Genomic DNA, 18,198 nt, shown 5'->3' on the forward strand with positions numbered 1-18,198 from the left:
CTCTTAGATGTAAAAAGGTTTTTATCTAAGAATAACTCCTATTTGTAATACTACTAATCTTCTTGTTTTTGAACTATTAGGGATGCAGTGCTAGCTATTTCTTCAGATTGGGATGTAATTTCCTCGGTGCTTGCAGCAATAGTCTGAATAGCTGAGTTTATTTCCTCCATTTTACTTAAGAAAGATTGGGACATAAAGATAATCTTTTGTAAATTTGGAAGGGTTGAACGATTATTATTTTGGGCAGTTTCTGCTGATAACTTAGTTTGTTCTGCTAGTTTCCTTACCTCTTCTGCTACAACGGCAAAGCCCCTTCCATGTTCTCCTGCCCTAGCCGATTCTATGGAGGCATTAAGGGCAAGTAAGTTCGTCTGCTCAGATATACTTACGATAACATCTGATGTTTCTACATATTTGTTAATGTTTCTTTGTATCAAATCTACTATTTCTCTTAACTGTTGTACCTGTTCAACCACATCATTGGTTTCACCACTTATGGTATTTACTACTATCGCAGTATCTTCGCTGGCCTTTGTAACCTGTTCTAGCGCTTGGGTTATTAGTTCAACATTATCTTTTAGATCTTCAGCTTCTTTCTTTCTATCCAGACTCATCTTATTTACTTCTCTAAACATTCTTTCTACTTCTTTATTCTTTTCCTCTATCTTCTCATTTTCCAATTCCACCATTTTTTTATTATAATGAATACAATTCTTTTCATAATTTAATCCTTTAGCAATAGCTCCTGCCATTTCTAGGCAAGTCTTATATCCACAGGAGGAACAATCTATGGATTTTTCACTATCAGTTTCTTTCATAAGCTTATTAAAGGCTGCATTTATTTCTTCTTTTTTCACTTCATATACTTCTATGGGTATTAAATCATATTCCCTTTCGAAATCTATAATGTTCAAATTCTTATCAAAGTACTTAAATAAATCAGATTTCTTCTTTCTAAGTCCCTTTGATTCTTTAATGGTCGCTAGTTTTTTATTGTGAAGTATCAAATCAGCATTATCTACAGTTTCTTGCTTTGAAGTTCCTGTTCCAAAATTGCACCCATGTCTACAGTTTAAGATATCCACCAAAAGAGGAAGTTCCTTCCCCTGTCCTATCCTTTGTTGATAGGCATTTAGATATCTATAGGCATCCCCCTGACCCTCTATTTGCCTTATCCATACTTGGCCATTTAAATGGAATTCCACATTTTCCCTTAGGCCTCCATGCCTAGGAAAAATGGCCCCTAGTTCAGTTTTAATACCATCAAATTCACATTCTGGATACTGGGATAAATCAATATTATTACTTATATAATTGATTAACTTCTTAAAGGTAATATTATACCTGATGATGCCTTTGGTATTTTGATCCTCTATTTCATCCTTTTTAGCAATACATGGTGAAATAAAAGCAAAAGAGTCTTCTATTTTTTCGTACTTTCTCATATATACAGCTGCACACATCATAGGACTATGTATCGGGGCCAATTTTGGTAATAACCCCGGCTGATATCTTTCGATATAATTAACTATAGCAGGACAGGGTTGTGATATAGTTCCTGAAAGCTTTTTCTCATGAATAGCTTTTAAATAAGCCCATGTAGTAATGTCTGCCCCAAAAGATGTATCATATATATAATTTATTCCTACGGCCTTAAAATACCCAAATAACTTTTTGTAGTTTTCAGGAAAATTGGTTCTGATAGATGGGGCAACGATTAAGGATATCTTTTTGCCTTTTTTTAGGTCTTCAAAAAAAGCATCGGTATCATCATAATAATCCCTGGCATCATGGGCACATGCATCTATACAATTCCCGCAGTGAATGCATTTTTCTCCATTAATCACAATTTTATTTTTACCATTCACCTCTTGTGCCAAATTAGCTTCCGGAATCGGACAGGCAGAAATACACCTATTGCAACCAATACAATTATCATTAGTAAAAATTAAAGAAGTACCCATTATATCTCCCTCCGTATACTTTCATAATTTTAATAGCTTTACCGCATTTATTCCAAAAATCCTTTCTTTTTCTTCGTCTGTTATTGAAAGCCTTTTTATAAATCCTACTTCTTTTTCTTGTTCTCCCCATGGGGAATCAGTACCAAAAATAATTTTCTTTGCTCCATGATTCCTAATAAGCCTTTCCATAAAATCCATATTCATGGCATGAGAAGTATAGGACGTATCAAAATATATGTCTTCTCCCAAAAGATATTCTTCTACTTCTTCCCATAGTTTATAGCCTCCCATATGGGCTGCAATAATCTTTCCTCCTTTCATATTATTCAATACCGTTTTTAATCTTTTAGGAGTGCAATGACAAGGCTCTGGCAAGCCTATATCTATTCCCGCATGAAATAAAATAACCATATCTTTTTTAATTATTTCTTCATAAAGTTTCATAAGTTTTATATCATCAACATAAAACTTTTGATAATCAGGATGTAATTTTATGCCCTTAACTCCAAGGGATGCTAATTTATTTATTTCCTCCTGCCAATCATCATATTCAGGGTGAATTGTTCCAAAGGGTATAATCTTTGAATCCATAATTGATTCTATCCATGAATTAATTATGGGGGTTTGTTGTGGTTTCGTTGCAATGGGTTGTATAACACTTATATCAATCTTGCTTTTTTCCATGGACCTTTTTAAATCGGATATTGTTCCATCTGTGTATGCCTTAACATTAGCTTCTTTTTCCAAGACTTGAACTGCTTTTTTAGCAATTTTGTTATCAAAGCAGTGGGTATGTATATCAATTATCATAATGCTTTCTCCTTAGCTTGATTACTTACTATTTTATTACTTTTAGTATATTCTGTCAAATTAAACTAGAATAAAATAACCCCCTTTCCTTGAAGAATAGGGGGGTGCTTACTCTATGTATCATAGCCCGAAGCTTATGGCTAAGCCTTTATCCACTTTATGCATTAAATCCTTATTTAGGTGGCAAATCTTTTCTTTTAGCCTTTTCTTATCGATGGTTCTAATCTGTTCTAATAAAACCACTGAATCCTTTACCAAATCATAAGAGGTTGCATCAACCTCTATATGAGTAGGTAGCTTTGCTTTATTAATCTGGGAAGTGATTGCCGCACATATAACTGTGGGGCTATATTTATTACCGATATCATTTTGTACAATAAGTACTGGCCGCACACCTCCTTGTTCAGATCCGACAACTGGACTTAAATCAGCATAAAAAACATCTCCTCGTTTAACTACCACGTCACTCACACTCCGCAATTTGTTCAAAAAACTGCTCAACCTCTCTTTCAGCTTCAAAGCAGTATTCTGATAACCCTAAATTAATTTCTGCCATTTCTATATATCCTTTAATCATGACATCTTTTATCTGCCCTTTGGGACTGTGATTTTTATTTGCTATCCATTCATCCATATTAGAACTTTTTTTCATGTTGATTACCTTTTTTCCTCTTGACACTGCAAATCACTCCCTTTAAACCGAGTTTATATTTTTCACTCAATCGGAAGATAATTTATTTGCACATATATCTATCTCATATCTTTGCCCATGAAATAGGTTTTTATGCAATGTTTTCTATAAACCCTAGGTATTCTTTTTCCTATCATACATACAACTTCATAATTTATTGTTCCTATGCTTTCGGCGATTTCCTCGGCAGAAATTATTTTATCTCCCTGCATTCCTATTAAAACTACCTCATCCCCAGCCTCTACACCGGGAATATGGGTTACATCAACCATAAATTGGTCCATGCATATATTTCCAATGATTGGAGCATAAGCCCCCTTTATCAATACTCTGCCTATGGATGATAATCTTCTAGAATACCCATCGGCATATCCTACAGGGATTGTAGCGACCTTTGTCTTTCTATTAGTTATGAATTTTCTCCCATAACTAATAGGAACATCTTCCCCTACTTCTTTTACATATACTACTTGAGACTTTAATGTCATTGCAGGTCTTAGGTTCAAAGTTTCTTTTTCAACCTCTTCTGAAGGATATAAACCATAGAGTATGATTCCAGGACGAATTAAGTCCATTTGCATATTCTTGTAGCTAATAAAGCCTGCACTATTAGAACAATGTTTAATAGGAATGTGAATGTTTAGTTCTTCCAACCTTCTAGTAAATGAAGTAAAATTTTCAAATTGTAGGTTAGTAAAGATTGTGTCAACTTCATCTGCAGAAGAAAAGTGGGTAAAAATACCCTCAATGTTGATATTAGGTAATTTGCTTATCTCTTCAATGAGATTCAAAGATGCTTGGTTGGGCTTAAGGCCTATTCGCCCCATCCCTGTATCGATTTTTATATGAATATTTGCTTCTTTCTTTTGTTTTAGGGCTGCATAAGAAATAGCCTCTGCCATTTCATAAGTAAATACAGTCTGTGTAAAATTAAAAGAAACAATTTCATTTGCCAGTTCAAGAGGAGTATATCCTAAAATAAGTATCGGTACATTAAACCCTTCCCTTCTAAGTTGTTTGCCTTCTTCTAAGATGGCAACTGCCAAACGCTCTACCCCGCTTTCTAATAATACTTTTGACACCTCGACAGCTCCATGGCCATAGGCATCAGCTTTGACAATAGCCATAATATTTGTGTCCTTAGTAAGGTTTTTTTGAATTTGATTTATATTGTGTTTGATAGCATCCAAATTAATTTCTGCAATTACACGGTAGTGTTCTTGTGTCATTTGTATCCTCCCCTAAAACACCTCATTGTCCTTCGTTGGATTTACTTATGCGAAAAATTCTATCCTCAAGCTTAATATTATACTTAAATTGTTCATATTTAACAATGATTCTTTCTTTTCCCTCTATATCATATACTATCAACTTGTTAGGTTCTAAAGTTTTATTTGAAACCCATAATTTTTCCGTAGCAAGATATTTACCGCCCTCAGGGATTACAGCTTCCAAAACAGAATATTCCTCATCGTTTATGTTAAAGACTTCTAAAGTTACTTCCTCAGATTGAAGATAGTTTTTAAGAAATACTCCTAAAAATATTTCGTTTCGATTTTTCGATTCTGGGATTTCATCAATGACCTCTCCATTTATTCGGGGATTATATTGCATCACCTTTTCTCCATCATATACAGTTACTAGGCCTTTTACCTCCTCGGGAGCAATCATTTCAACTCTATACTCCCCCGTAGTTCTATAATACTGCTTTGTCTTATATGTATTTTCCCCCTTATTGGAAATATAAGTTAAATCAGCAATGCATCCATAGGTTTCCATAGTCATTAGTTTGTCATTAATTTCTTCTATAGGTGACTTTTGAACCTTTTTAGGAGCACAGGAGGTAAGAATAACACATCCCATAGTAACTGCTAAAAATAAGGCTTTTAATTTTTTCACGCAATCCCCCCATAAAACTATAAGATTGTCTTTAACATATCAGCTCTGCTTATAATGCCTATTAGCTTTCCTTTCCCATCAACTACCGGTACACGGTTTACACCCTTTTCCACCATGATTTTTGCAATTTCTTCGACTGGAGCCTCCTCAGTAATGGTATAAACATTCTTTGTCATGATTTCTTCTGCAACAGTCGCCGCTAATTTTCTTAGCTCTTCATCATATTGTTTTACTCCCTCTACGAATATTATACTCCCCAAAAACTCTACATATGACGGAAATCTTGGTTCTTTATCCTTAACCAATAAATCTTTTTCGGTAACTATGCCAATCACTGTCTTATCATCTTCCACAACCGGAACTCCACTTATCTTATTTTCAAATAATATTTTAGCAACCTCTTCTATTCGTGCATCTCTTTTTACATACATTACATTTCTTTGCATAATATCTTTAGCTTTCATATTACATCCTCCTAATTTTCATAGTATAGTTTAATTGCTTTTGGAATGCAATTACATATATCCCCTGCTAGCATTCCATGTAAACCTAATTCATTGGCTACTAAATCCCCCGCCTTGCCATGTAAAAATGTTCCTAATACCGCTGCCTTATAGGGATTCATTCCTTGGGCAATCAACCCCGAGATAATCCCAGTTAACACATCTCCTGAACCTGCAACAGCCATTCCAGAATTTCCTGTTGTATTAATGTATATTTCTCCATCGGGATGTCCTATTATAGTTCTAGCATCTTTTAACACCAAAATTATATTCCACCTATGGCAAAATTCCCTTACAATTTCTATGGGTTCTGATAATATTTCTTCAATGCTTTTACCTGTTAATCTTCCCATTTCTCCTGGATGGGGTGTCAGAACAACAGGTACCCTTAAGTTTTTTAACATATTAATATTTTTTGCAATAGCATTAATCCCATCTGCATCAACTACCAAGGGAACAGTTGTATTTGTAATAAGTTTTTCCATAAACTTTACGATTTCCAAAGTTTGCCCCATCCCTGGCCCTACGGCTATTACTGTAGCCTTTTCAAGTTGAGATTTTATTGTATCAAAACTCTTTTCACATATCTTTCCACTGTCCTCTGGGAGAGGGGTAGTAATTGCTTCCGTCAACTTTTCTTCTAAAACATAGTTTATACTCTCTGGAACGGCCAAATTAACTACACCGGCTCCAATTCTAAAGGCCCCTTTGCACGAGAGGGCTGCTGCCCCTGTCATTCCCTTTGATCCTGCAATCACTTGAACTCTCCCATAAGTTCCTTTATTACTTCTTGGCGGTCTCTTAGGAATAAGGCTTTTTATTTCTTCATTCTTAAGTACATTCATTTTTAATTCTATTTCATCTATCACTATTTTTGGAATCCCTATATCCCCAATAACTAATTCCCCTACACATTCTGTCCCAGGATATAAATAAAGGCCACTTTTAGGCAATGCCAAGGTAATCGTTTTATTAGCTTTTACCGCATTACCCAAAATAGCTCCTGTTTTAGAATCAACGCCCGAAGGAATGTCCACTGAAATAATATGTTTTCCGTAAAAATTAATTAAGTCAATTAGATCGCTAAAAACCCCCTTTATTTTTTTAGATAATCCTGTTCCAAAAATGGCATCTACTATGATATCGCTTTTTTGAATTAGGTTTGCAATTTCATCATCTATAAAAACTCCTTCTTTTAGTATCTCCATGGGTATTTGAAGGGTTCGAGCAATATCAAAATTCATCCTAGCATCACCTTTTAATAAAAGATAATCCCCGATAAAAATTATGGTCACATCTATATCTCGATTAAATAGATGCCTTGCAGCCCCAAGACCATCCCCACCATTATTTCCTTGCCCACAAATAATGGACACTTTGGGGTTTGTAATACCTCTTAAATCTTTTTTTATTTCATTCAAAATACATATAGATGCATTTTCCATTAACACAATCCCTGGTATGCCTATCTTATTGATGGTAATATCGTCTATGACTTCCATTTCCTTTCCACTACATACCTTCATAACTTCCCCCCCCTCTTAGCTAATGCGTAAGCTACTGCATAATCCCTACAATGAGATATACTAATTAAAACATCTGCAATGTTTAACTCATTAAATATTAATCTAGCATTACTATATGAATTTACATAGGGCTTACCTTTTTTATCCCTAAGGATTTCTATATCCTGTATCCCAAATCCTCTAAATCCTGTTCCCATTGCCTTAACTACTGCTTCCTTAGCAGCAAAAGTGCCTGCTATAGTCTGAATACTATTATTTTTATCCTTAAATAACTCCTGTTCTTCTTTAGTAAAGCATTTATTTGTAAATTTAGGATTTCTTTTGATAGCCTCCTCTATTCTTCTAATTTCGATTATATCCGTTCCTATACCTACAATCATTTTATCACCGCCAATAATGTTTATCTAAATACTCAATAAATTCCGCTCCTATCAAATTATGTAGGTAAGTATAGATTTGTGTTGCTTTCTCCTCGTGAAACACCTTTTTTTCTAACTTCTTCTTTAATTTTTCCCTTGTTTCCTCAATCCATGAGTTTAATTCATTCAAATATTCCTGATGTTCTCGCATCTCTTTATAGCATACCTTAACGCTTTCTCTCAAAAGCTTTCCATTAGTTTCTTCTATTTCTTTAGGAATCTTATCTAGCCTAACTTGAATTTCTTCTATTTTTCTATTTATCTCTAAAATATTTCTTTGGTTTCTTTCCATTTCTTTTTTAGCTCTTTCATTCTCATTGGTAAATACCTCTGTAGTAAGTTCTAGTATCCCATCCATCATTTTTTTCTTTAACTTCAAGTAATCCTTAAGATTATTATTTAACTGCCCCTGTTGTTTAAGTAAGGTGCTTAATTTTCCCTCTAATATCAGTATTGTTCTTGTTTTCTTATCAGGAGGAAAGATATTATGCCAAACATTATCTAGAATTAGGATAGGGACATTACTCTTTTTTAATAATTCTAATTTTAATTTTGGCTCCTTTTTATTCCACGGTAGATTCATCATTCTCCCCCCCTATCCTACGCCTCTTATAAAATGATATGGTATCGAATCCTAAGTCTTTCCAAAATACTTGGGCACCTTTGTTTCCAATACCAACATGAAGATTAATAAAAGCAATTTCTCTTTTTTCAAATTCCTTTATAATAGCATTTGCTAATAAAGTAGCATAACCCTGTCTCCTAAACTTTGGATTTATATAGATTTCTTCTATATTTCCTTCATATACTATATCGTATAGTGGTGGGTTTCTTCGTACACTTCCCCTAATATAACCTAAAATAATATCGTTTGATTCTACAATATAAATAATAATACGTTCACTTTCAATAGCCCATTGTAACTCTTTTGTTTTTTCTTCCCTCCATACACCGGATAATGGATAAACAACTCTTTTACCCATATGAGATATGATTAATTCTTTCCATAAGGCAAATAAAGGATTTATATCTTTTATATCGGCTTTCCTTATATTGACCATATCTTTTCACCACTTTATTATGTTTATTTTTATTTTATCATTGAATTAGATAAATTAACATAAAAAACTCCGATTTACCCGGAGTTTTTTATTAATCTGTAAAATCCAATAATTTATAAATTATCCTTGCAGCCTCTGCCCTAGTAGTTGTATGAAAGGGCTTAAAGGTACCATCTAAATATCCATCCATAATGTAATAATATGTTGTTATAGCAAACTCCTTTTTGTGCTTTATATTTTTTGTATCCGAAAACCTTCCAGAATAATTAACAGATTCCCCATAGCCTAGCCCCTTAAGAATTTTCCCTACCATAAAGGCTACTTCTTCTCTTGTAATAGCCTCATCAAAATCTAAGTTTCCATAATCATGGCCATAATCTGCAGTTGTTATAAGATTTAATTTCTTAGCCCCTTCAAAATATCCTTCTTTTATAAACCAATGAGCATTGTTTTTTCCTCCAACTACTTTATAATCTATGGCTCTCATTAACATAGTCATAAACTCCGCTTTTGTTATTTTATTATTTGGCTTATAAGAACCGTCCTCATACCCCTTGGCTATTTTTTTGTCTATAACTGTTTGGATAGATTCCCTGGCCCAATGTCCTTGCGGTACATCCGTCATTCTATAAACTGAGTCTTTTTTCTCGTTACCAAAATTAAATTTCATAGGTTCTGTTGAAAAAATAAAGCCTTTAGAATCTTTAATGAAAAGCCTAAAATAATAGTCCCCTTTATACTGATCGTCTAATATTAATCTATTTGTGTCCTTATTATTAGAATTAATAGCACTACCTATGTAAGCTTTCATAGGTTCCCCTGTTAATACTGTTTTTATGGGTCTTGGAAAATTATTATCTTCCGCCGGGTAAGATACTAATGTGTATTCATATTCTTTATCGTTAAATAAAATTGGATTCCAAGAGATTTCATACTGCCAGTATCCGGGCATAACCTCCTTATATTTCTTAATTGTCAGGGTAGGCTTTATTGGCAATTTGGGGTCTATAGTAGTATATCCTGCTAATTCAAGCCAATAAAGATAAAGCCCCGGCACATCTGCTGCTAAGGGAATCGACAAGTTCTCCTGTGGAAGAAGATTAAAACTATTAGTAGAATAATAATACTCCTTTATATTATTATCCACTCTTTCTTGCACATCCTTGTAAACTATGGATTTTTTAGCTGTAGGAGAGCCAAAAAGCTGTACATAATCTTCTGCAGCAATCTCTGAAATATCCCATTCATGAATATACTCTACCGTATTAACTGAAAAATATTCCACATCTTTATTATCTAATAATCCCCTGATTTTTGCATAGTCCGTTTCTTTCCATTGATTGAAGTTTTTATTTTCCCCGGTTAACAGATAGTATAGTGTGAAATGATGCCCATATTCATGGGATAATACCCTTGCAAATTGAGATATATCCGTATACTGATTTCCATTAAATATTTCTATAGAGCGGCTCTTTTTATATATGTATTTTCCCTTATTATCAATTTCATAGTCTTCGTAATAACGACCTGCAACTCCATCAGGGGAATCGGGGTAAATGTATATAGTAGATAAGTAAAAAATTTCCTCTCCATGAAAATTTTCAAGAAGTTCTTCATAGATTGTTTTTAATTTTTCTACAGATGCCCAGTTTTTGGAAAAGCTAATAATCTTAATGCCAATTTCACCTTCATATATTCCAAGGGGAGATCCATAATTTCCTTCTTCCTTTGCCCAAAGATTATTAGTTAGTAAAAGCAGCACCAAGACAAATGCACTCAATCTAAAAACACACTTTTTCATCCTGTGACCCCCTAAAGTTTCTATATATCTATTTTTATGGATAAGCATATATCCATTGTAAAAGATAAATATTGAATTATTATTACAACTAGATTAAATATTATTATATATTTAATCCCCCACTCTTGTTTGTAAAGTTTATTTAAGCTTTCAATATAATATCACCGATACATATATAAATAGAAAATCCTAGGGTAAAAATCCCTATCTAATCCTACCCGGAATCCATATAAACTATTAGGAGTGAACTATTATGGCAAAAAACCAATCTTCATACAATATAAAATGGATATTGATTATTATTCTGTTTTCCTGCATATTGATTTTATCCTCTGTTTTTATTACCATTACTGTTATTTATCCTTCCCTATCTCCCTTTTCCCAGAAGGAAAAAGGCATTTCAATTAAAAAAATGTATGCTTCCATCCAATCTTCTGATGGGGAGAACCATAGCTTAGCTGTTGATTTTTACATTACTGTTTCTCAACCCAATATAACCGAATCACAAATAAAGGAATTAGAATCCTCTATATTAAGTATCATCCCTACCCTTGATTATAATAATATTACAAAAAAAGATGGAACCAATTATTTTATTGAGTCAATTAAAAAAGAGCTTAGAAACACTCCCTCAGGCAATTTTATTGATGAAATATATGTTTCTAATTTTATTTTAGATATTACAATTAGCAATGGAAAAAGTAAAAGAGACAATACAGATAATTTTGGTGAGATGTTTAAGAGCCGATAAAAAGCTAAGTTCAAACCGAACTTAGCTTTTTATCGTATTTATATATTAAAAATTACCGGGAAAAATCCTATTATAAATCCTAAAACGGCTCCTAGCCAGGTTATTGCCTTTAACTCCTTATCTACAACCGATAAAATGATTTTCTCTGCATAATCCGTTTCAAATTCTATAATCCTTTCCTCAACTATATGGGGAATGTTTACCACTTTAGTAATATCAGCGGAATGATTTATAACGAAATCCTTATAGAATTTCAATATCGACTCTTTAATTGTTTCTTCAGTGGAAGGTTGTAATCCTTCCATCCATTTAGAAATTGGCATTTGTAATATCTTTTCTAATTCCTTTGCAATAAGGTTTTTAACTAGCTGGTTTAATTCTTCTTTTTGTACCTTGTGATGTGTTTTAATCCACTTTTTAATATCATATAATATGCTAGGTTTAAATCTTTTAGCGATATCAAGGATATTCATATCTCCTTGGTAAGATAAATAATCCCTAAGTTTTGATTTGAATATATTTATGTTTTCGCCATCGCTTACATAGAAAATTATATTATCATATATTTTTTCTATTTTATCTTTTTCACTGATAAATTCAATCCTCTTTACCCAATACCCTATAGGCTTTTCTAGGATATAATTGATAAATTCTTCTATTTGCTTTATTATTTCTTTTTGATTTTCATCTTTTTCTATATATTCTCCGAGGTAATGAACGAGTTTATCATACACCCTTTTTTCATCAACAAACATAAGTCCTAATTTCCCTACATTAGCTTCAATGATGCCTACTAACAGTTTTTTGACTTTATCTTGTATTGAGGGTTTGTCCATATAACTTAATAAAATAGGCATATAGTTCGGAATTTGACTTTTAATCATATCCTTAATGCCACTACTTATGGCAGGGGGGATAATTTTAGATAAGGTTGCATCCTCTTGCCTAAGCTTATCTTTTGAACTTATTACCAGGTCAATCGCCCATTGTTTTAAGAAGTCATTTTTTATAAAGTCAATTTGTATCAGCCTATCTACATTAATATCTGCCACATTTTTATCTAATATTTTTTCTATTTGTCCTGTAATAAATTCCGCAACCCTATCCAGGGAATCTGGAGAACTAATCTTCTGTAGAATAAACCCCGCAAGGTAATCTTCTATCAGTTTTAAACTTTTTATTTTATCCTCTCCCAAGAGAAAGTCCAGCATTTCATCTATGCCTTCTTCTTTTTCTTTTAGATTGGAGAAAGTATTCGATATCCTATTATGGATACTTTCAACAGTCCTCTCCTCTATAAGAATTTTTACTATTGCATCTTCAGAAAGAAGATGTTCCCCTACGGTTACCCCTATTTTTTTTGCTATTTTGTCTTTTTCTTTAGGAATAAGTCCGGGAGTAAATGGAACTTTAATCCCTAACACCCTTTTTTCTTCGTGGGGTTTAAAAAGCATTTTTATCGCAAGCCAATTAGTAAAGTATCCTATTACACTTCCCGCAATAGGACTAATAAAAAAGTCAAATAGATTCATAGTTTACCCTTACACTTCCATTCATTTATACTATTTTTTTGATTCTGCTTCCTTTCTAAGCATCCTTCTATTAATTTTATAAGATAAAGTCATTAGACTATCGGATAAATGCACATCCTCTACTATGACATCAGGAGAAACTTCAATATCAACCGGTGAAAAGTTCCAGAGTCCTTTAATTCCCCATTTTGTTAAATCCTCTGCAACCTTTCTCACTCTTGTCTTTGGCAAAGTCAAATAAGCCACATCGATTTCATTTTCCTTAATAAAAGATTCCATTTCATCTATATCTCTTACCTCTATCCCTCTTATGGTCATCCCAATTAATCTTGGGTTAACATCAAATAAACCTTTAAGAATAAAGCCTCTTTGCTCGAACTTTATATAGTTTGCTAAAGCTTGTCCTAGATTACCTACTCCAACAATAATAACCTTATATGTATTGTTAATCCCTAATATTTTGGCAATCTCCTCGTATAAATATTCCACATTATAACCATATCCTTGTTGTCCGAAACCTCCAAAGTTGTTTAAGTCTTGACGAATTTGTGAGGCTGTAACCCCCATTCGTATACTAAGTTCCTTAGATGAAATCCGAGTAATATCATTTTCAAGGAGTTCCCCTAAATATCTATAATACCTTGGTAATCGCTTAATAACCGCTATTGAAATTCTTCTATTTTCGCTCAATCCCTATTCTCTCCCTTCAACAAAACTATGTCTAAAGTATAACATTCTTATAAAAAATATGTCAATCATACCTTTCTTTAATATGTATTTTTTGATATCATATTAAATATTATAGGTTTATATTTTAAAAACCTTACACTTTTATCCATATGTTAATAAATTGAGGTGTCAATATGATTCTAGCATGCAAAAATATAAATAAATCCTTTGGAACAGATATAATTCTTAAGGATATTACTTTTCAAATAGAAGAAAAAGAAAAAGTTGCTCTTGTAGGAATTAATGGTGCCGGAAAGTCCACACTATTTAAAATACTGGCCGGTGAAATCTCCTATGATAGCGGTGAAATTTTTAAGCCTAAAGAGGTATCCTTAGGATATCTTTCTCAAAATATGGAGATAAATACTAATAATAATATTTTTGATGAGATGCTTTTAGTTTTTCAAGATCTCATTGAAATGGAAGCAAACCTTCGTCTCCTTGAAAAAGAAATGAGTACCCATGGAAATGATACCCTAACTAACCTCATGAATCAATATTCTACCCTACAACATCAATTTGAAGAAAAAAACGGCTATAGCTTCAAAAGCCAAATCAGAGGCGTGTTAAAGGGATTAGGTTTTAGGGAAGAACAATTTACACAACCTGTATCTATCTTATCCGGTGGGGAAAAAACCCGGATTGCCTTAGCAAGAATATTATTATCTTCCCCGTCAGTTTTACTTTTGGATGAACCTACTAACCATCTTGATATCAATGCTATTGAGTGGCTGGAAGACTTTCTTAAAAGTTACCCCGGAACTGCTATTATAATATCCCATGATAGGTATTTCTTAGATAGAATCACGACAAAGGTTATTGAAATCGAAAACAATAATGCATCGGTCTATAACGGTAATTACTCCTTTTATGCAAAACACAAGATGATTAATCGCGAAATACAACTTAATCAATACCTAAATCAACAAAAAGAAATTAAACGTCAAGAAGAAGTAATTCAAACCCTTCGTTCTTTTAACCGTGAAAAGTCAATAAAAAGGGCCAGAAGCCGCGAAAAAGCTTTAGAAAAAATCGATAAAATAGAAAAACCAGAGGCACTTCCTTCTTCTATGACACTTAATCTAGAGCCTAAAATTCAAAGTGGCAATGATATTGTTCATGTAGAAAATCTATCTAAGGCTTATAATAGCAAAAAACTTTTTGAAAATGTATCCTTTGATTTAAAAAAAGGTGAAAAAGTAGCGCTTATAGGACCTAATGGAGCAGGAAAGACAACGCTTTTTAGAATCATTTTAAATCAAACTAACTGCGATGATGGTTCTTTTAATCTAGGTGCTAATGTAAAAATCGGCTATTACGATCAGGAACATCAAAATATTTCCTGTAACAAAACTATTATTGACGAAATTTCAGATTCCTATCCAACATTAACCCATGGAGAAATTAGAAATGTTTTAGCTGCATTTTTATTTAAGGGCGACGAGGTTTTCAAAAAAATTTCTACCTTAAGTGGCGGGGAAAAAGGGCGGGTATCTTTAGCTAAAATTATGCTTTCAGAAGGGAATTTTCTACTCCTTGATGAACCAACAAACCACCTGGATTTATTATCTAAAGAAGTCCTTGAGGATGCCATAAATAGTTATAGGGGTACTGTACTTTATATATCCCACGATAGATATTTTATCAATAGGACAGCTACTAGAATACTAGAGCTTAATCCTAGGGGAATCAAGGAATACCTTGGAAATTACGATTACTATATTGAAAAAAGGACTCAACTTAAACCTAATACCTCTAATGATACAACATCACAAAATAAAAAGCCCTCTTCGATAAAAGAAGATTGGCTTAGAAAAAAAGAAGAACAGACCAATCTACGAAGACTCCAATCTCAAATCGAAGATATTGAAAATCAAATTCATGAAATAGAATATCAAATAAAAGAATGTGATAAAAAGCTAAATCTTGAGGATATATACACCAATCCTGAAAAATCTACATCTATATATGAACAAAAGCTAAAATTAGAAGCACAACTGGAAAACCTATATTTGGAATGGGAAAATTTAAATCATCTATGAAAGAATGCAGATTCTTACTCTGCATTCTTTCATAGATTTTGATCACATTTATCTTTTATAAAATCAGAATAACTTTCTCCTGTATATTTCTTAAAACATTTTCCAAAATAATTAGGGTCTGGTATTCCTACCATCTTAGCAGTTATATACATTAAGCTACCTTTTTTTGCATATTCCATTGCTTTTTCTATCCGACATTTTAAAAGATAATCACTAAGATTCATTCCTGATTCAACTTTAAATAGCCTACTTAAATAACTAGGGTTAAAGCCGAAAACTTGGGCTATGGATGTTAAATTTAAATCTGCTTTAATATAATTTTTATTTATGTATTCTTTTATTTTATGGGTGGTATTACTTTCTTGATATGTAATTTCATTTTCCCGCTCTTTCCTTGGCTCTGTTTCTAATCTGTTTATTATTCTATGTAAGGTTTCTTGTATTTCAGTTCTGACAATGGGCTTTAAGAGATAATCACATACTCCTACTCCTATGCATTCTCTCGCATAATCAAAGTCTCCAAAAGCAGTTAAAATAATAACCTTCAAATTTGGATACTGATTAATTGCAAGTTTTGAAAACTCAATACCATCCATAAATGGCATTTTGATGTCCACAAAAGCTATATCTGGTTGTACTTCATCAATGATATTAATGGCCTCAATACCACTAGCCGCTTCCCCAGCTACTTCTAGTCCAAGTTCTTCCCAATCTATAAGCCTTTTTAGGAGATTCCTAATTGCTCTTTCATCATCTATTATCATTACCTTATACATTATACCCTCCCTTATATGGGGATTTTAATATCAACTTCACAGTATACCCCTTCTTCGCTTCTAATATCGAAAACATCCTCAATACTATAATAATATCCTATCCTATCCATTGTTCTCTTAAAGCCGAAGCTTTTTTTATTATTTCCCTTTATCATTGTTGATATTTGTTCCTTATCCATACCTATTCCACTGTCATAAACAGTAATATGAACCTTTTTATCCTTTTTATAAACAGATATCTTTATAATTCCCTTTTCTCCTTTTGGTCTTATTCCATGATATAGGCTATTTTCTACTAGGGGTTGTAGTATTAATTTCGGTACCCTAATATCTAGCAATTCTTCTTGTAAATCATATATATCTTCGAACACCCCTTCATATCTTAAGTTTTGAAGTTTTAGGTAGTTCTTTACAATGGCTATTTCATCCCTTAGGGTGATTTCTTTGCTACCCTTACTTAAAAATTTTCTATAGAAATTTCCCAAGGTTTCAATAGCATCATAAACTTCATTATCATTATTTTGTATAGCTAGATCTGCTATGGTACCTAGGGTATTATATAAGAAATGAGGTTTTATCTGTTCTTGTAAAACTTCTAATTCGGCTCTTTGCTTTGCCTTTTCATTTTCTAATAATTCTTCAACCAATCGATTAATTTCGACCAATTTATTATCATTAATTTTTTTTAGGTATTTCATTGGGTTATCAGATAATAGTGTGCTTTCCTTTTTAGACCACCCGAAATTTGATATATCTATATATTGTACAAGTTTTTCAATGGGTTTAATAATATATACAGAAATAAAAACTCCAATAATAACTAAACATACTATGGTTAAGGCTATAATAATTGTTATTATCATAATTCCCTGGGGAGAAATATATTTGCTAATATAAAGATTTTCAATCTTAGCTATAATAAAGGGGGTATCCGGAACATTATAATAGGATAATACTTTGGAATTAATTAATCCTTGTATTGCCACCTGTTTAAACTTTTCGTCGCCTATTTTTACTTGATAGGAAAATTCTTCTATCTTCTCTCCAAATAGGATGTTAGCATCTTTATCATAGTAACAAAAACCCTTATCATTATTTATCATATCTTTATATGTATTTTCAAGTATATTCGTAGTTAAGTTAATGACTATCAACCCTATGGGTTTTTGAGTATCCATATCATTAATGACCCGTACAAAAGATATAATAGGAGTCCCAGTTCTTGTTGAAAATGCCCCATCTCCATTAATTTTTATGACATAAGAACCTGCTTTTTCAAATATTTCTTCACGCCATTTTTCACTGTTAATAATTTTTTTATCTACATAGGTAACTTCCCTACCAATATCTATATAATCCTCATCTAATCTAAATATATACACAGAAGATATGTAATTAAAGGTATTACTAATATCATATATAGATGTAATAGCATTTTGGGGTAATCTGCTATTTTTATCTTTATTACTCTTTAAATAATCCACCACATTTTTATTAGTCATAATAAGTTTACTCATTGAGCTTATTGCTCCTAACTCGATATTAAGGTTATTCCCGATAGAAACCATTGAGTTATAATTATTATCCATCATATATTCAATCATATTCTTCCTAATGAAAACAGAATATATCAAAAAGAATATAGTGATATAGGAGACAATTAACATTAGGAATAAGAATCTTACTTTTTCTTT

The 18,198-nt window shown here is 32.5% G+C and carries 18 protein-coding genes; 2 read left to right on the forward strand and 16 right to left on the reverse strand.

Annotated elements, in window-relative coordinates:
* Nucleotides 1-53: 53 nt before the first annotated feature.
* The 12 genes from GX308_00875 to GX308_00930 form a co-directional block, all read right to left on the reverse strand.
* Entirely contained in the window at nucleotides 54-1,964 is a 1,911-nt protein-coding gene (locus GX308_00875; GenBank protein NLK20644.1) for a 4Fe-4S dicluster domain-containing protein, read from the reverse strand.
* 21 nt (nucleotides 1,965-1,985) lie between these two features.
* Nucleotides 1,986-2,774: an amidohydrolase family protein gene (locus tag GX308_00880; protein NLK20645.1), complete on the reverse strand. Its 789-nt coding sequence runs from the start codon at nucleotides 2,772-2,774 to the stop codon at nucleotides 1,986-1,988.
* 120 nt (nucleotides 2,775-2,894) lie between these two features.
* Nucleotides 2,895-3,236, reverse strand: a complete 342-nt coding sequence (locus GX308_00885; protein NLK20646.1) for a type II toxin-antitoxin system PemK/MazF family toxin — start codon at nucleotides 3,234-3,236, stop codon at nucleotides 2,895-2,897.
* 1 nt (nucleotide 3,237) lies between these two features.
* Complete coding sequence (locus GX308_00890; GenBank protein ID NLK20647.1) at nucleotides 3,238-3,453, reverse strand: hypothetical protein; 216 nt, start codon at nucleotides 3,451-3,453, stop codon at nucleotides 3,238-3,240.
* A gap of 71 nt (nucleotides 3,454-3,524) precedes the next feature.
* Entirely contained in the window at nucleotides 3,525-4,694 is a 1,170-nt protein-coding gene (gene alr, locus GX308_00895) for an alanine racemase (GenBank protein ID NLK20648.1), read from the reverse strand.
* Between the two features lie 22 nt (nucleotides 4,695-4,716).
* Nucleotides 4,717-5,364, reverse strand: a complete 648-nt coding sequence (locus GX308_00900; GenBank protein ID NLK20649.1) for an outer membrane lipoprotein carrier protein LolA — start codon at nucleotides 5,362-5,364, stop codon at nucleotides 4,717-4,719.
* 17 nt (nucleotides 5,365-5,381) lie between these two features.
* Nucleotides 5,382-5,828 (reverse strand): CBS domain-containing protein, encoded by a 447-nt coding sequence (locus GX308_00905; GenBank protein NLK20650.1) that lies wholly within the window; start codon nucleotides 5,826-5,828, stop codon nucleotides 5,382-5,384.
* Nucleotides 5,829-5,839: 11 nt separating this feature from the next.
* Nucleotides 5,840-7,393 carry an NAD(P)H-hydrate dehydratase gene (locus tag GX308_00910; protein ID NLK20651.1) on the reverse strand — a complete coding sequence of 518 codons (1,554 nt, stop codon included), beginning with the start codon at nucleotides 7,391-7,393 and terminating at the stop codon, nucleotides 5,840-5,842.
* The gene (locus tag GX308_00915; GenBank protein NLK20652.1) at nucleotides 7,390-7,773 is read right to left on the reverse strand and encodes a holo-ACP synthase; all 384 of its coding nucleotides are present in this window, start codon (nucleotides 7,771-7,773) and stop codon (nucleotides 7,390-7,392) included. Before GX308_00915 ends, GX308_00910 begins: the two co-directional genes overlap by 4 nt.
* A 4-nt stretch (nucleotides 7,774-7,777) precedes the next feature.
* Nucleotides 7,778-8,398 (reverse strand): hypothetical protein, encoded by a 621-nt coding sequence (locus GX308_00920; protein NLK20653.1) that lies wholly within the window; start codon nucleotides 8,396-8,398, stop codon nucleotides 7,778-7,780.
* Nucleotides 8,376-8,873: a GNAT family N-acetyltransferase gene (locus GX308_00925; GenBank protein ID NLK20654.1), complete on the reverse strand. Its 498-nt coding sequence runs from the start codon at nucleotides 8,871-8,873 to the stop codon at nucleotides 8,376-8,378. Before GX308_00925 ends, GX308_00920 begins: the two co-directional genes overlap by 23 nt.
* 91 nt (nucleotides 8,874-8,964) lie before the next feature.
* The gene (locus GX308_00930) at nucleotides 8,965-10,674 is read right to left on the reverse strand and encodes an S-layer homology domain-containing protein (protein ID NLK20655.1); all 1,710 of its coding nucleotides are present in this window, start codon (nucleotides 10,672-10,674) and stop codon (nucleotides 8,965-8,967) included.
* Nucleotides 10,675-10,927: 253 nt separating this feature from the next.
* Here GX308_00930 and GX308_00935 point away from each other — a divergent pair, with 253 nt between their 5' ends.
* Nucleotides 10,928-11,425 (forward strand): hypothetical protein, encoded by a 498-nt coding sequence (locus tag GX308_00935; GenBank protein ID NLK20656.1) that lies wholly within the window; start codon nucleotides 10,928-10,930, stop codon nucleotides 11,423-11,425.
* Nucleotides 11,426-11,463: 38 nt separating this feature from the next.
* On the opposite strand, the gene GX308_00940 is transcribed toward GX308_00935, so the two are convergent.
* Both GX308_00940 and GX308_00945 read right to left on the reverse strand, forming a co-directional pair.
* On the reverse strand, nucleotides 11,464-12,957 hold the full coding sequence (locus tag GX308_00940) for a DUF445 family protein (protein ID NLK20657.1): 1,494 nt from the start codon (nucleotides 12,955-12,957) through the stop codon (nucleotides 11,464-11,466).
* 30 nt (nucleotides 12,958-12,987) lie between these two features.
* The gene (locus GX308_00945; protein ID NLK20658.1) at nucleotides 12,988-13,647 is read right to left on the reverse strand and encodes a redox-sensing transcriptional repressor Rex; all 660 of its coding nucleotides are present in this window, start codon (nucleotides 13,645-13,647) and stop codon (nucleotides 12,988-12,990) included.
* A 173-nt stretch (nucleotides 13,648-13,820) separates the two neighbouring features.
* Between GX308_00945 and GX308_00950 the strand changes: the two genes are divergently transcribed.
* Nucleotides 13,821-15,728, forward strand: a complete 1,908-nt coding sequence (locus GX308_00950; protein NLK20659.1) for an ABC-F family ATP-binding cassette domain-containing protein — start codon at nucleotides 13,821-13,823, stop codon at nucleotides 15,726-15,728.
* Between the two features lie 29 nt (nucleotides 15,729-15,757).
* On the opposite strand, the gene GX308_00955 is transcribed toward GX308_00950, so the two are convergent.
* Together GX308_00955 and GX308_00960 are read right to left on the reverse strand one after the other, a co-directional pair.
* Complete coding sequence (locus GX308_00955) at nucleotides 15,758-16,504, reverse strand: response regulator (protein NLK20660.1); 747 nt, start codon at nucleotides 16,502-16,504, stop codon at nucleotides 15,758-15,760.
* 11 nt (nucleotides 16,505-16,515) lie between these two features.
* Nucleotides 16,516-18,108 carry a histidine kinase gene (locus tag GX308_00960; GenBank protein ID NLK20661.1) on the reverse strand — a complete coding sequence of 531 codons (1,593 nt, stop codon included), beginning with the start codon at nucleotides 18,106-18,108 and terminating at the stop codon, nucleotides 16,516-16,518.
* Nucleotides 18,109-18,198: the final 90 nt, after the last annotated feature.

The sequence above is a fragment of the Candidatus Epulonipiscium sp. genome (assembly GCA_012519205.1).
Classification (GTDB): Bacteria; Bacillota; Clostridia; order Lachnospirales; family Defluviitaleaceae; genus JAAYQR01.

What these genes read in the sequence shown, in the direction of transcription:
- GX308_00950 (NLK20659.1), top strand. Translation starts at nt 13,821, where the DNA reads ATGATTCTAGCATGCAAAAATATAAATAAATCCTTTGGAACAGATATA.
- GX308_00960 (NLK20661.1), bottom strand. Translation starts at nt 18,108, where the DNA reads ATGATTGAATATATGATGGATAATAATTATAACTCAATGGTTTCTATC.
- GX308_00925 (NLK20654.1), bottom strand. Translation starts at nt 8,873, where the DNA reads ATGGTCAATATAAGGAAAGCCGATATAAAAGATATAAATCCTTTATTT.
- alr (NLK20648.1), bottom strand. Translation starts at nt 4,694, where the DNA reads ATGACACAAGAACACTACCGTGTAATTGCAGAAATTAATTTGGATGCT.
- GX308_00920 (NLK20653.1), bottom strand. Translation starts at nt 8,398, where the DNA reads ATGATGAATCTACCGTGGAATAAAAAGGAGCCAAAATTAAAATTAGAA.
- GX308_00875 (NLK20644.1), bottom strand. Translation starts at nt 1,964, where the DNA reads ATGGGTACTTCTTTAATTTTTACTAATGATAATTGTATTGGTTGCAAT.
- GX308_00940 (NLK20657.1), bottom strand. Translation starts at nt 12,957, where the DNA reads ATGAATCTATTTGACTTTTTTATTAGTCCTATTGCGGGAAGTGTAATA.
- GX308_00915 (NLK20652.1), bottom strand. Translation starts at nt 7,773, where the DNA reads ATGATTGTAGGTATAGGAACGGATATAATCGAAATTAGAAGAATAGAG.
- GX308_00955 (NLK20660.1), bottom strand. Translation starts at nt 16,504, where the DNA reads ATGTATAAGGTAATGATAATAGATGATGAAAGAGCAATTAGGAATCTC.
- GX308_00880 (NLK20645.1), bottom strand. Translation starts at nt 2,774, where the DNA reads ATGATAATTGATATACATACCCACTGCTTTGATAACAAAATTGCTAAA.
- GX308_00935 (NLK20656.1), top strand. Translation starts at nt 10,928, where the DNA reads ATGGCAAAAAACCAATCTTCATACAATATAAAATGGATATTGATTATT.
- GX308_00930 (NLK20655.1), bottom strand. Translation starts at nt 10,674, where the DNA reads ATGAAAAAGTGTGTTTTTAGATTGAGTGCATTTGTCTTGGTGCTGCTT.
- GX308_00905 (NLK20650.1), bottom strand. Translation starts at nt 5,828, where the DNA reads ATGAAAGCTAAAGATATTATGCAAAGAAATGTAATGTATGTAAAAAGA.
- GX308_00910 (NLK20651.1), bottom strand. Translation starts at nt 7,393, where the DNA reads ATGAAGGTATGTAGTGGAAAGGAAATGGAAGTCATAGACGATATTACC.